Origin of the sequence: Natronosalvus rutilus, from assembly GCF_024204665.1 — an archaeon.
Lineage (GTDB): Archaea > Halobacteriota > Halobacteria > Halobacteriales > Natrialbaceae > Natronosalvus > Natronosalvus rutilus.
Genome location: NZ_CP100355.1, coordinates 999,273 through 1,012,609, shown reverse-complemented (window position 1 = coordinate 1,012,609; position 13,337 = coordinate 999,273). Strand labels below are relative to the sequence as shown.

Below are 13,337 nucleotides of genomic sequence, written 5' to 3'. Positions count from 1 at the left end.
GGCTCGCGAACCGTTTTTCCCGGATACTCTGACGAGAACCCCTCGAGAGCTCGCCGCGACAGCCTGCAACACATTTATAATCGCTTGCGCAGTTAGTATTGTATAAGATGAGCAATACTGATATCGACGCGTCCGAGGTCGCCCGCCGCATCGCCGACGACGATGCCGAGAACCTGTTCGTCCTCGACGTCCGCAACGAAGACGACTACGAGGAGTGGCAGATTCCAGCCAGTACGAACGTCCCGGTCTACGACGAACTGCTCGAGTACGACTACTCTGGGCTCGAAGATCACCTCGAGGACCTCCCCGAGGACGAGGAGATTGCCGTCGTCTGCGTCGCGGGCGTCACGTCCGCCCGCGCCGCCGAGTTCCTCCGCGACCACGGGTTCGACGCGAAGTCGATCCCCGACGGGATGAACGACTGGGGCCGCGTCCACCGGGAGTACGAGATCCCCGATGCCGAAGGCGTCGTGCAGATCGTCCGACCTGGCACTGGCTGTGTGTCCTACCTCGTCCACGACGACGAGGAAGCCGTCGTCGTCGATCCGACCCAGTACGTCGACCGGTACCTAGGCGTCGCCGACGACCGCGACCTCGAAATCGTCGGCGTCGTCGACACCCACGCCCACGCCGACCACGTCTCCGGGGCGCGTCGACTGGCCGGCGAACTCGACGTCCCGTACCACCTCCACGCGGCGGACGCGGGCGAACTCGAGACGATCACGGCCCTCGCAGACGGCGACACGATTTCGGTCGGTGACCGGGAGCTCGAAACGATGCACACGCCCGGTCACACGCCCGGAAGCGTCTCGTTCCGTTTCGGCGACGCGCTCCTCTCCGGGGACACGCTGTTCCTCCGGAGCGTCGGCCGTCCCGACCTCGAGGACGGCTCCGAGGACGCCATCCGCGAGGCGTCCGGCCAGTTGTTCGACAGCCTCGACGGACTCCTCGACCTCCCCGACGAGACCGTCGTCCTCCCCGGGCACTTCAACGACGAGGACATGCGCCCGCTCGCGACTGAACTCGGCGATCTCAAGGCGGAGTCGACGAACGAACTCCTGGGGTACGTCGAAGAAGGCAATCAGGAGGAGCTCGTCGAAACAATAGTCGAGAGTCTCTCCGACGAACCCGCGAACTACAACGAGATCAAGCAGATCAACTGGGGCAAAGAACAGCCAGGTGGCGACGTCGAAACCCTCGAACTCGGACCCAACAACTGCGCCGCCAACTGAGCCGTCGTCGTTCGTTCGAGCGCAGCCAGTTCGATTAGAGTTTTTCGAGCAGAGTCCGCTCGAGGCCGACCCCCGTCGTTGATTATCGCTCGACGGCCCGTTCGAACCCGCGCAGAATCTCCTGTCCGTCCGTCCCGCCGACGTCAGGAAGCGTCGCCCGTTCGGGGTGGGGCATCAATACCGCCACCGTCTCGCTCTCGCCCAAAACGCCCGCGACGCTGTGTTTCGAGCCGTTCGGATTGGCGTCATCGGTGAGGTTGCCCTCGGCGTCACAGTACCGAAAGAGGACGCGGTCCTCGGTCTCGAGGCGGGTGAGTCGGTCCTCCTCGATCTCGAAGCGGCCCTCGCCATGGGCGATCGGGATCTCGATCACGTCGCCCTCCTCGAAGGCGGCCGTCCAGGGCGTGTCGGTTCGCTCGACGCGCAAGAAGACGTGCTCACACTGGAAGCGGGCGCTCTCGTTCGTCGTGAACGCCCCCTCGGTCAGGCCGGACTCACAGCCGACTTGGGCGCCGTTACAGATCCCGAGGACGGGTACGCCCTCGGCGGCGGCCTCGCGCACCTCCTTGAGGATCGGGGATCGGGCGGCCATCGCGCCCGCGCGAAGGTAGTCGCCGTAGGAGAAGCCGCCGGGGAGGACGATGCCCGTCGTGTCCGCGGGGAGGTCGTCCTCGTGCCAGACGATTTCGGCGTCGATGTCCAGGTGTTCGAGGGCGGCTTCGGCGTCGCGGTCGCAGTTCGAGCCGCCGAAGCGGACGACGGCGACCGTCACTGTCGGCACCCCCTGGTGTGGCGAGTCCCGGTCGACGTCGGAGTGACGGCGACCGTCGCCGTCGGCACCGTCGGCTTATCGGTCTGACGAGTCCCGGTCGGCGTCGGCATGGGAACCGGCGTCGACGCACGTGCAACCATCATCTATCGCTCGTCGACCGCCACGTCGTAGTCGTGGATGGTCGGATTCGCGAGCAGTCGTTCGGCCATCTCGTCGGCTCGATCGGCCGCCTCGTCGGCCGACGCCGCCTCGAGGTCGATTTCGAAACGGTCGGCCGAGCGAAGCGCCTCGAGCGAGAACCCCAGTCGCTCGAGGGCACGGCGGGTGGTCTCGGCCTCGGGGTCGAGGACGCCGCGCTTGAGTCGGACGGTCACCGTGGCGGTGTAGGCGGTCATCGTCTGAATCCCCGCATCCGTGCTCAAAAACGCTTTCGGGTTCGCCTCGACATACACGTTCGTGGATAGCCTCGACTGCCGCTCGAGATTCCGAAAGTTCTCGACAGCGGGCAGGCGTTCAGCGGCCGAAGGGAGCGCCAAGGGGTTTGGTCCGTGTCGGCGTGACGGCCGGCCCTCTCGCATTCGATGGCGGAGCTCGACGGGTTGCGACGTGAAATCGAGAAGACGGCGTTCGTGAGGACGAAAACGGACGTCAGACCAGCGCGGCCTCGAGTTCGACGAGCACGCCGTCGACGGCCTCCTGGTCCGCGTCCGGAATCGAAACGCAGTCACCCCGGAGGAGCGAGATGAGTTTCTGGCCCTGTCTGACCGTAATTGTGTCGTGGTCGGCCTCGATGCTCTCGACGACCTGGACGAGCCACGCCGGGACGGTTCGCTCGTCCTCGAGATACGTGTCGGCACGCTGGACGAGGGCGTGGTGAACGACCCAGCGCTCTTCACGCGTGAGGTCGACAGTGCGGCTATCGGCTTCCTGTGGAGGTGTACTCATCGTGTCACGGGTCGGCTCTACCGACCGCTGGCCGACAGTAAGTCCCGTCCCCTAATAAGCCTTGTCAGTTGTTAACATACCTTTCTGGTCAATCACCGGGTGTCCCGTCGCATCGCGATCTCGAACCAGGGACACAGGCGAAGCTGTCGGTACCACTCGGGATGGGTCGAGAGTCGCTCGTACGGCACCCACATGAGCCCCGCGACCTCCTCCTCGTCCGGATCGAGCGTCGTGTCGTGGAGCGTCACCTCGAGGACGGCACAGACCTCGTGCTCGACGCCCGCGTTCTCGAAGTATCGCTTGTACTCGAAGCGGTCGGTGAGGCGGACGTCCTCGTACTGATCCGGTGTGATGCCGAGTTCCTCCTCGAGACGCTGGCGCGTCGCGTCCTCCTGGCTCTGGCCCTCGACGGGGTGGGAGGCGACCGTCCCGTCCCAGTAGGTCCCCCAGAGGCGCTTTCCGGGGGCTCGCTGGGCGAGCAGGATGTTGTCGTCCTGGTCGAACACGAGCGACGTAAAGGCCCGGTGGCGCGTCCCCTCGCCGGTGTGGGCCTCGAGGCGGTTGACCAGGCCGAGTTCGGTGTCGTCGGCGTCGACCGCGATCACGTCCTGGGCGGCGTTCTTGTGTGGCAGTTCTTCGGAATCCGTCGAATCGTTCATACGACAACTGAACGGGGCGTCCGTAAAACCAGTATCGGCTTTCGAGAGGAGGAATCCCTCGAGATTTGAGGAGAGGAGACCCTCGAGGCCGACCCTACAAGCCCGCACCCTCGGCGTCCGGGTTCGACTCGTAGTCGTCGCCCACGACGACCGAAATCGCCCCCGGGAGGGTCTCGAGATCGAGTTCCTCGGCCGCGAGCACCTCCCCGTCGAGGCTGTAGGTGATCGGCTCGTCGTGGAGACTCTCGATCGTTACCCGCGGCACGCGGTGACGGACGATCCCGTCTGCATCCAGGTCGAAGAGGTGATCGAGCGCCGTCGCGCCGACCATCGACGGCATCGATGCGTTCTCGACGAGGGTCACCTCAAGCAACCCGTCCTCGGCGTGGGCCTGCGCCTGGCGCCGGCCGAACCGGCGACAGTTCCCGATGAACGCGAGCGCGACGTCCCCCTCCCAGACGACGGACGTCGCGACGTCGGCGTTCTCGAGGGTGACCCGCAACGGCGCCCCGTCGTAGTTCGTCGCCGTCTCAATCGTCTTGAGCACGTACGCGAGCACGCCGAACCGCCGTTTGCTCTCGGAGTCGGTCTCGAGGCTGGCTTCGGCGGTCAGCCCGCCGATACAGGAGTTGAGAAACGCGCGGTCGTTGGCTCGACCGAGGTCGAGGCGCCTCCGTCGGCCTGATTCCGCCAGCGAGAACGCCTCGCCGATGCTCTCGATGCCGAGGTTCGACGCGGTGTTGTTCCCCGTTCCGGCAGGGACGATCAGCAGCGTCGGCCAGTCCTCGACCCCGGAGTCGACGAACCCGTCGACGACCTCGTTCACCGTCCCATCGCCCCCGGCCGCCGCGACGAGTTCCGTCCCACTTTCCGCCGCTTCGCGAGCGTATTCGCGGGCGTCGCCTTCGGCTTCGGTCACGCGCAATTTCCACCCGCCGTCTGCCGCGAGGCCATGAACCTGCTCGAGGTGGTCCTCGCTCCCGCTCACCGGGTTGCAGATCACGACTCTGTCGGTCGATTCGGCGGCCCCGGAACCGTCTGCTCGGACCGATCCAGGAGGGACCATCGGGACGTGCATGCCAACACAACCTTTCCCCAAAACAAAAACCCTCCCCCATCGTTGTCCAGAGTATGTTCGCCGTCGATTTACACGCACACACCCGGTTCTTCCACGGGCATCGAGGGCTCGGGGACCGATACGATCCAATCGGCGTCTCGCTCCTCGCTCGAACCGCCCGCTGGCGGGGACTCGACGGCGTCGCGACGACCAATCACGACTATTACACACCCTTCGAGCGCGAGGCCGCCACGATCGTCCCCGGCATCGAGGTCACGACGACGCGCGGCCACGTCCTCGTCGTCGGTCCGGATCCGCCAGAGGAGACGGTCCCGCTCGAGTACACCCCCGCGGAGGTGGTCGACATGGCCCACGAGAGAGGCTGTGCGGCCATCGTCGCCCACCCGTTTCGAAACAGCACGGTGACCGACGTCCAGGACCTCCCGTTCGACGCCATCGAGATCAACGGCAAACACCCGCGGACGCAGCCACTGGTCGAGCGGCTCGCGACCGAACACGACGTCCCGCTCGTCGCCGGGAGCGACGCCCACTACCCGGTTGAAGTCGGGCGAGCGTACACGCGAATCGACGCCGACGAACTGACGCCCGAGTCGGTCGTCGAGGCGATCCAGGACGGTCGGGTCGAAGCGGTCGTCGACCGACGGCCAGTCGACCGATTCATTCGACGCTGGTACCGAGCAATCCACAGCCGAAAGCACCCGAACGATCTGCTCTCGAAGCCGACGCCCGGCGTCGGTGAACCACCGCAGAGTTAGTCTGGTTTCTCGAGGATTAGCCCAATTTCTCCTCGAGAATCAGCCGCGTCTTCGTACTCACGACCTCCTCCTGCTCGCGCGCCTGCGTGATGAGTTCGTTGACGCTGCGCGTGTCGGCGGCGTCGACGACCAGCACGACGTCCTGTTCGCCCGAGACCTGCCAGACGAAGTCGACTTCCGCCCACTCGGCCATGCGCTCGGCGATGCTCGCGGTGTCGACGTCGACGGCGACGCTGATTTCGATCATCGCCTTGACGTTCCCCGTGCGCGTGGTGACGGTGAATCGTTCGATCACGCCGTCGGCGTTCATGCGCTCGACGCGGTTTCTGACGGTCCCCTCGCTCGTTCCAACCTCCTCGGCGATCTCCGTGTACGGCGTGCGGGCATCTCGCCGGAGAATGTTCAGGATGTGTCGGTCGAGATCGTCCATTGAGATCTAACCGTTCGTGCGGCACCTACTTGGCGATTACGAATTTCGTAACAATACTTCGAAGGCAACACTTATGGTGGGCCGTACAATACGTATCTCGTAATGAACCCGGCCTACGTTGCGCTGGAGAGCGGTCACGTACTCGAGGGACGTGCTCGTGCTCCGGGTACCGCACGCGGGGAACTGGTTTTCACAACAGCATACACCGGCTACGAGGAGAGTCTCACCGACCCCTCCTACGAGGAACAGATCCTCACCTTCTCGTACCCGCTGATCGGCAACTACGGCGTCCGCGAGGACCGCTTCGAGTCCGATCGAATCCACCCGCGAGCCGTCCTGGCCCGCGAGCTCACCGACGACGTCGCCGACTGGCTCGCGTCCGAGGGCGTTCCAGCCGTCGACCACCTCGACACCCGCGACGTCGTCACCGATGTCCGCGAGGGCGGCGCCATGAAGTGTGGCATCGCCGTCGGCGAAGACATTACCCCCGACGACGCCCGCGCGGAACTCGAGCAGTGCGAGGCGATGAGCGACCACACCGAGATCGGCGCCCAGGTCAGCGTCGACGAACCCGTGGTCCGTGGCGCCGACAACGACGGCCCGACCGTCGCGCTCGTCGACTGTGGCGCGAAGGGATCGATCGTCGACTCGCTGCTCGCCCGCAACGCCACGGTTCACGTCCTCCCCCACGACGTGAGCACCGCCGACGTCGAGGCCGTCGACCCAGACGTCCTGTTCGTCTCGAACGGCCCCGGCGACCCGGTCAACTTCGAGGCCGCGATCGACCTCGTCCAGGCGTTCGTCGAGGACACGCCCGTGGCCGGCATCTGCCTCGGTCAGCAGATCGTCGCCGAGGCCCTGGGCGGGGTCACCGAGAAGATGACCTTCGGCCACCGCGGCGTCAACCAGCCCGTCCTCGACCTCGAGTCCGGACGGGTCGTCATGACGACCCAGAACCACGGCTACACGGTCGCCGAACCCGGCGATCACCTCGAAGTCACCCAGATCAACGTGAACGACGACACGCCCGAAGGTCTCGACGGCATCGAGTACGACGTGCTGACCCGTCAGTACCACCCCGAAGCGAACCCCGGCCCCGAGGACACCCTCGACTTCTTCGACGACGTCCTCGCGATGGCGACCCCTCGACGCTCCCCTCGTGCGATCCCGGCTGACGACTGAGCGACCTCGTCAGCCGTAGGTCGGTTCGCCCCCGCCGAACCGGTCACGACGACCGTATTCTGAACGCCTAATCGCCGTACACAGACACCGTATTCTGGTCACCGTCGAATCGACGTCCACACGACAGTATGCCTACTGAAAAGCAGAAGATGGTAGCCGGGGACCTGTACGACCCCGCCGATCCCGAACTCGTGGCCGACCGCGAGCGCGCTCGAGCGCTCACGCGTCGCTACAACCGGATGGCCGAGAGCGGTGGCGACGACGGTGACGGCGACAGCGACGGGACGGCCGACAGCGACGACGGCAGCGGCCACCGACGACAGGTACTCGAGGAACTCCTCGGATCGACTGGCGACGAGTGCCAGATCTAGCCACCTTTTCGCTGCGATTACGGATACAACGTCCACGTCGGCGAGGGCTTCTTCGCGAACTACGACTGCGTCGTCCTGGACGTCTGTCCCGTGGAGTTCGGCCGAAACTGCCTGCTCGGGCCCGGCGTCCACGTCTACACGGCGACACACCCGCCCGAGGCCGCCGTGCGGCGGGAGGGCCTCGAGTACGGAAAGCCGGTCGCGGTCGGCGACGACGTCTGGATCGGCGGCCGGGCGGTGCTCACCCCCGGCGTGACGGTCGGCGACGGCGCCGTCGTCGCGGCCGGCGCGGTCGTGGTCGACGACGTGCCGGCGGGCGTCGTGGTCGGTGGGAATCCCGCGCGGGTGATCAGGGAGGTGCCGTCGGCGGAGGGAGCGGAAGAGGAGTAGTCACTTGCGAAGGACCCAGGCGACCAGCACGACCGCCAGCAGCGCTGCCCCGAGCGCCGCCGCCGCGAGACGACGGTCGACGACGAGGACATCGCTCGCCGCCCAGCGGTAGAGGCCAGCGGTCCCGAGTGCGACCGCGGCACCGGTCGCGACCGCGCCGAGCGCGTGGACGAGTTCGGCCCGCATCATCGCCGCGTCCCGTCCGAGTTCGGCGCGGAGCCCGTCCGCGTACTCACCGACGTCCCAGACGACGAACGCGCTGGCGGCCGTCCAGATTGCCGCCTCCGGCCGGCCGATGACCGCGAGCGAGCCAGCGAGGCCGAGGATCGCCGTCGCCGCCAGCGCCGAACCGATCGCCCGCGGCGGCAGGAGCCGAATCGCTCGAAGCAACGAGACCGTCCCAAACAGCGACGAGAGCATCCCCAGCGCGACGAGCAGAACGGCGACGACGAGCGCGATCGGCGGGAACTCGAGCAACAGGTCCGCGACCACCTGCGGTTCGATCCGGCGAACCAGGGCCTCGAGCGACGCCTCGACGGTGGGCGTGGCGAGCACCGACGCAAGCGCGAGCGTCAGCACGACCCCGCCGACCATCGGAGCCAGGACTCGAGCGAGTACCGCGGCCAGGCCGCGGCGCAACGCCCGTCGAGTCCACTCGAGGGCAGCCACGAACGCGGCGACGGCGAAGACGACGAGCAAGAGGGTTCGGAGCTCCCGCGCGATGACGACCGTAGCCAGCGCCTCGCCGGCCGGTGCCGGCACGGTCGCCGTGAGTTCCCGGGGCGAGAGCGGAACGTCCGAGAACTGCTCGAGCAGCGCCGGAAGCATCACGGCCCCGGAAAGACCGACCAGCGCCACACGGATGGCGACCGAGTTGCCGTGGCGAACGGTACCGACGGCCCGCGAGACGGTCTCGCGCCGATCGGGCGGGGCGAGGCGTTCGATCGGGACGTAGCCGACCGTCACGAAGACGGCCCCGGCCGTCGCCAGGACGAGCCCGAAAAACGAGACGGTCGCCAGGGTCTTGCCTGGCTCGAGGAGAACGCCACTGGCGGCCCCCGTCACTTCGGCGACCGCCGGCCCCGCACGCTCCCTGACGCCGGCCTCGGGGAGCACGCGAACGACGACCACTACCACGACCCCGAGCGCGGCGAGCGTCGTGGCCCTGGCGGCCGCACGGACCCCGCCGTCGCCCAGTCGGTCCCACGACGCCAGCGTCCCAGCGAGGGCGGCGACGACGAGCGACCAGACGGTCACCGCCGCGAACGGGCCAAAGCCGGCGACGCCGACGGCGAACGCCCAGGCGACCGTCACGGGAACGGCGACCAAGACGGCCGCGGGGACGGCGAGCGCTCCGCCGACGGCGCGACGTACCGGGCGGTCGCTCCCGAGCAGGATGGCGACCAGCGCCGCACCGACGCCGCCGACCGTCGCGACGGCCGCGAGTCGGGTGCCGATCAGGGACCCGCCGACGGCGAGACAGATCGCGAGCGTGAGCACGAGGGTTGCGACGTCACTCGTCGTCGGCTGCGCCAGGGCGCTTCGAACGGTCCCGAGTACGGCACTCGTTCCACGTTTTCCGACCGAGCTCGCCGCGTTTCGGGCCGACTCGAGGCGCGAGTGGTCGCGCGTCCCGTGGTCGTCGCTCGAGACAACGGTCGGACCCGAGCGCGGACTGCCGACTCGAGTCGACGAACCTGGTTCGGTTCCGCCGTCCGACCGAAACGGCGTCGACTTCTGGTCGCGTCCGTCCGTTCCCGGTTCCGGGTCGGACGCCGTCATCGGGCACCCCCCATCGCGCGGATCGCCCGGGTCAGCTCGACCGACAGCGGATCGGCCAGGTCCCAGTCGACGACGACCGAGCCGAGTCCCTGGAGGTCGTCGACGCGATTCCGGCGCTCGATGCCGGCAATTGCCGTTCCCGGCGACAGGTCGCCGCCGGACACGCTGGTCGTCATGTCCGGGCTCACGACAGTCACCGTCCGCCCGCGGAGGCGAAGCTGTTCGACCAGGTCGACCGCCGCGTCGTCCGTGAGCGGGCTACAGAGGACCACCTGCGCGTTCCGGGGGAGACGCGTCTCGAGATCGGTCGCGAGCCTCCCGCCGTCGGCGGCAAGGCCGGTGGGGGTGCTGTCGCCGGCCGATTCGCCGACCGCGTCGTCCACGCGACGGCGAACGTCGTCGCCTCCGCCGGGGTCGATCCACACGTCGTCCTCGAGCGTCGCGAACCCGGTCCGGTTGCCGTCCCCGAGCGAGGCGAGTACGCCGCGCGAGGCGGCGTACAGCGTCAGGTCGTGCGAGTCGGGGCCGCCGGAGCGCGACTCGCGGTAGACGTCGGCGCGGTCGTCGACGAGGAAGACCATCGTAACGGCTCGCTCCTCGCGGTGTTCGATCGTCGCGAGATCGCCCGTCCGAGCGAGACGGTGCCAGTCGATCCGGTTGATCGGATCGCCATGGCGGTACTCGCGGGCGGCGTAGAACTCGATCCCGCTCCCGCCCTCGTCCGTCGGCGTCCGCCCGACGAAGCGGATCGTCCGGTCGCGAACGGCGAACGAGTCCAGGAGCGTCTTGCAGGTTAGCGAGCCGTCGCCCTCAGCGTCGGGCTCGAGCGTCTCGAGCGCGCTCGCGGCCAGGTTCCGGACGCGAACGCGGGGTGTGCCGAACGCGTACTGGCCTCGAGGCGGCAGCACCTCGTACTCGTGGCTGACGGTTTCGCCGGGCCGAATTGCGGTCGCGAACGCGCTCGAGCCGGCGACCACCGGCACGTCCTCGGGGACGGCATCGACGATTCGTACGTCGGGGAGCACCCGGTCGCCCTCGTTGGTCACCAAGAGGGTGACGGAAACCGGCTGGCCGGGTCGCGGTCGATCGTCGTCGAGGGTCCGCTCGACGGCGAGGTCGGTCGACGGCGCGCCGCTCGAGACGCCGACCAGGACGTATCCCAGCGGAACGACGGCCACCACGAAGAGCGCGGGCGCGCCCAGCACCACGGCGAGGAGGCAGATGGCGAGGGCGACGACGACCGCACCCTGCCAGCGGGGGACGCGACTCATCGCGGGCCCTCCCATCGCTCGCTCTCGAGGGGATGCTCTCGAATCGCCTCGACCGCCTCGATCGCGTGCTCGAGCCCGCGCGTGAAGGGATCAGCCGTGCTGCAGAGGTCGATCAGCCAGAGCGACAGCGGCGTCGACGGGCCGTCCTCGTCGGCGAGGAAGGCGGCCGCTCGCCGGTCGTCGGTCCAGGTACCCGCCCGGATCGCCGCCAGCGCCTCTGTCCGGTCCAGTCCGGCACGAGTCGCGTAAGTGTCGGCCGCGAGCGAGCGAAGCGCCTCGACGAATTCCGTCCGGGCCTGGTCGCGAACCGGGCGAGGCTCGTCGTCGTACGCCGTCGCGCGGTCGATCCAGTCGTCGTAGACCGCACCAGGGAGTCGAGGCGAGGTATCGGCCAACGAACGCGAGCCGGCGAACGGCTCGGTCGAACTCGCACCGAGTGGCCGCACCGCGTCAGTCCGGAACCGGCCAGCGGCCGTGATCGTCGGGGCGACGATCAGGAGGACGAGCGCGAACGCCAGCACCAGGTGAGTCGGGTCCAGCGTCGAGAGCGCCGCCTCGAGTTCGGGAACCGCCTCAAGCACGGTCGCCGGGCGGTACAGCAGGCCCGCACCGAGTGCGAGCAGTCCGGTCGCGAGGGCGGTTCCGGCGAGCAGGCCGAGCGTCGACGGGCGACGGCTCACGGGTCACCCGTCGGGTTTTCGTTCGCGTCGTCCACCGATTCGTCGTTCGTTGCGTCTTCCGCAGAATCGTCGTCCGCCACCGACGACCGAATCGTCGCTCGAGCGGCCGTCGTTCGCTCGAGTCGCCGTTCCGGATCCCGGCCGCCGTACTCGACGTCGCGGAAGGCGTCCGTAATGGTCTCGACCGGTTCGGCGGGCACGCCCCGGGCCTTCGCCCCCTCGGCGACGTCCGTGGGGGTCGCGACCCGCAGTCGGGACACGGTCGAGACCGTGGCCACGTCCGCGAACGCCTCGCGGATGCGTATGCGAGCGGTCGGTCGGTCATCTGGCGTGGCGGTCCTGGCGTCGGTTCCGGTTGCCTCGTCGCCGACGAGCGGGAGCGACGCTCGCACGGAGCGAGCTTTCGTCCTCACCCCGGCGAGGATCCCGGCGACCGCTCCGAGGAGGAGTCCCGGCAACTCGGCAATCGATCGAAGGCCGCACAGCGCCTCGTAGGCCCGCTCGAGCGCCCGCGAGCAGGCGACGACGACGCCCATTGCGAGCGCCAGCAGGTGACTAGGGAGTGCTCGGAGTGTCGCGATTGGATCGTCATTCCGCAGGAAGACGTAGCCGACGACGACCGCCAGCGCGACGGCCAGGAGCGTCAGGATCGGTCGCTCGCCGGCCGGTCCCAGCGAGTCCTCGAGCGAGTCGGTCACGCTGTTCGTCTCTTCCTCGTCGCTGTCCGTTCCGTCGTCTTCAGCGCCGTTTGTCTCGTCATTCGAAGCGTCCGAAGCGTCGGTAGCGCCGGTGGCGTCGCTCGCGCTCGAGTCTTCGGTTCCGCCCGGCGTCTCGGCATCCGACTCGCCGCCGCCACGACTCGCGTCCAAGTCGTCGGTTGGAGCACCGCTCGAGCCGTCGTCGGGAACAGCACCCTTGTCCCACGCTCCGTCGTCGGCGTTCGCGTCGAACCCGTCGCCTGTACTCGAGCCGTCGGTCGCCTGGTTGGCGCCCCACGGGGACTCGCTATCGAGGCTTCCACCACCGTGACTTTCGCTGTCGATACCTCCCTCAAAACCGTCCACCGCCCTCTCACCGCCGGCCGCATCGCCCTCGAGCGAAATCGACCGGGCACGCTGGTCGGTCACGAGATCGCCGTAGCCGCCCTCGAGTCCGTTCGCCGAGGTCGGGACGTCGAGCAGTCCGCCGGACGTCGTCGGCTCGTCGACCGTCGTATCCGCGTCTTCCGGAGCGGTTCCCTCGAGGTTCTCGGGGTCATCGAACGCATCGGGATCGGAACCGAAATCGGAGCCGGGACTGGTTCCGGGATCGGAACCGGCGGCACCGGCGGCGAAATCCCCCGGTGACCCACCGATGACGGCGTAAATACCCGCGAGTCCGAACAGCGCGTCGCTCACGGCGGGGTTCGTCAGGAGGTCGTGCTGGCTCTCCATCGCCGAGAGAGCCCCCGCCTGTACGAGTTGGTTGTCGAGGGCGCCAGTGCCAGCACCGGCACCTCCACCACCAGAACCACCCATTCCGGGGCCATCGCCGTCCCCACCGGCTGTTTCGAGTTCGCCAGCCCGCTCGGCCAGGTCTCCGTCGCCCTCCGCGGCCGCCTCGAGCATCGCCTCCTGGATCGCCCGGTCGCGCTCTGCACTCGTCTCACTGTCGCCGAGCGCGGTCGCCACCGGAGAATCCGCGGCGAGCATTGGCATCGCGCTCGCGGCCAGGACGATCCCGCCGATGGCACAACCGACGGCGAGAACGGCGAGGAGGCGAGACGTTCCGTCCGATCCAATCGTCATTCA

The 13,337-nt window shown here is 68.1% G+C and carries 13 protein-coding genes and 1 pseudogene; 4 read left to right on the top strand and 10 right to left on the bottom strand.

Annotated elements, in window-relative coordinates:
* Positions 1-107: 107 nt before the first annotated feature.
* Complete coding sequence (locus NGM29_RS04980; protein ID WP_254159331.1) at positions 108-1,232, top strand: MBL fold metallo-hydrolase; 1,125 nt, start codon at positions 108-110, stop codon at positions 1,230-1,232.
* 82 nt (positions 1,233-1,314) lie between these two features.
* Here the strand turns inward: NGM29_RS04980 and purQ are convergent, their stop codons facing one another.
* From purQ to NGM29_RS04955, 5 genes are all read right to left on the bottom strand, one after another.
* Complete coding sequence (gene purQ / locus NGM29_RS04975; protein ID WP_254159329.1) at positions 1,315-2,004, bottom strand: phosphoribosylformylglycinamidine synthase I; 690 nt, start codon at positions 2,002-2,004, stop codon at positions 1,315-1,317.
* Between the two features lie 143 nt (positions 2,005-2,147).
* A complete protein-coding gene (gene purS, locus NGM29_RS04970; RefSeq protein WP_253432447.1) occupies positions 2,148-2,399 on the bottom strand; it encodes a phosphoribosylformylglycinamidine synthase subunit PurS in 252 nt (83 codons plus the stop codon).
* A 253-nt stretch (positions 2,400-2,652) separates the two neighbouring features.
* Entirely contained in the window at positions 2,653-2,949 is a 297-nt protein-coding gene (locus NGM29_RS04965) for a DUF7853 family protein (protein WP_254159326.1), read from the bottom strand.
* Positions 2,950-3,041: 92 nt separating this feature from the next.
* Complete coding sequence (locus NGM29_RS04960; protein ID WP_254159325.1) at positions 3,042-3,608, bottom strand: NUDIX hydrolase; 567 nt, start codon at positions 3,606-3,608, stop codon at positions 3,042-3,044.
* A gap of 94 nt (positions 3,609-3,702) precedes the next feature.
* Positions 3,703-4,686 carry a diacylglycerol/lipid kinase family protein gene (locus tag NGM29_RS04955; RefSeq protein ID WP_254159323.1) on the bottom strand — a complete coding sequence of 328 codons (984 nt, stop codon included), beginning with the start codon at positions 4,684-4,686 and terminating at the stop codon, positions 3,703-3,705.
* A 53-nt stretch (positions 4,687-4,739) separates the two neighbouring features.
* Here NGM29_RS04955 and NGM29_RS04950 point away from each other — a divergent pair, with 53 nt between their 5' ends.
* Positions 4,740-5,441, top strand: a complete 702-nt coding sequence (locus NGM29_RS04950) for a PHP domain-containing protein (RefSeq protein ID WP_254159321.1) — start codon at positions 4,740-4,742, stop codon at positions 5,439-5,441.
* Positions 5,442-5,457: 16 nt separating this feature from the next.
* Here the strand turns inward: NGM29_RS04950 and NGM29_RS04945 are convergent, their stop codons facing one another.
* A complete protein-coding gene (locus NGM29_RS04945) occupies positions 5,458-5,871 on the bottom strand; it encodes an Lrp/AsnC family transcriptional regulator (protein WP_254159320.1) in 414 nt (137 codons plus the stop codon).
* A gap of 102 nt (positions 5,872-5,973) precedes the next feature.
* Here NGM29_RS04945 and carA point away from each other — a divergent pair, with 102 nt between their 5' ends.
* Complete coding sequence (gene carA, locus NGM29_RS04940) at positions 5,974-7,053, top strand: glutamine-hydrolyzing carbamoyl-phosphate synthase small subunit (RefSeq protein ID WP_254159319.1); 1,080 nt, start codon at positions 5,974-5,976, stop codon at positions 7,051-7,053.
* A gap of 128 nt (positions 7,054-7,181) precedes the next feature.
* Positions 7,182-7,814: pseudogene (locus tag NGM29_RS21410) on the top strand (maltose acetyltransferase domain-containing protein).
* Here NGM29_RS21410 and NGM29_RS04930 read toward each other — a convergent pair.
* From NGM29_RS04930 to NGM29_RS04915, 4 genes are read right to left on the bottom strand one after another with little or no spacing between them, the layout of a single operon-like run.
* On the bottom strand, positions 7,815-9,596 hold the full coding sequence (locus tag NGM29_RS04930) for a hypothetical protein (protein WP_254159318.1): 1,782 nt from the start codon (positions 9,594-9,596) through the stop codon (positions 7,815-7,817).
* Positions 9,593-10,867: a DUF58 domain-containing protein gene (locus NGM29_RS04925; RefSeq protein ID WP_254159317.1), complete on the bottom strand. Its 1,275-nt coding sequence runs from the start codon at positions 10,865-10,867 to the stop codon at positions 9,593-9,595. Before NGM29_RS04925 ends, NGM29_RS04930 begins: the two co-directional genes overlap by 4 nt.
* Complete coding sequence (locus NGM29_RS04920) at positions 10,864-11,547, bottom strand: DUF7269 family protein (RefSeq protein ID WP_254159316.1); 684 nt, start codon at positions 11,545-11,547, stop codon at positions 10,864-10,866. Before NGM29_RS04920 ends, NGM29_RS04925 begins: the two co-directional genes overlap by 4 nt.
* A complete protein-coding gene (locus NGM29_RS04915; protein ID WP_254159315.1) occupies positions 11,544-13,334 on the bottom strand; it encodes a DUF4129 domain-containing protein in 1,791 nt (596 codons plus the stop codon). Before NGM29_RS04915 ends, NGM29_RS04920 begins: the two co-directional genes overlap by 4 nt.
* Between the last annotated feature and the right edge of the window lie 3 nt (positions 13,335-13,337).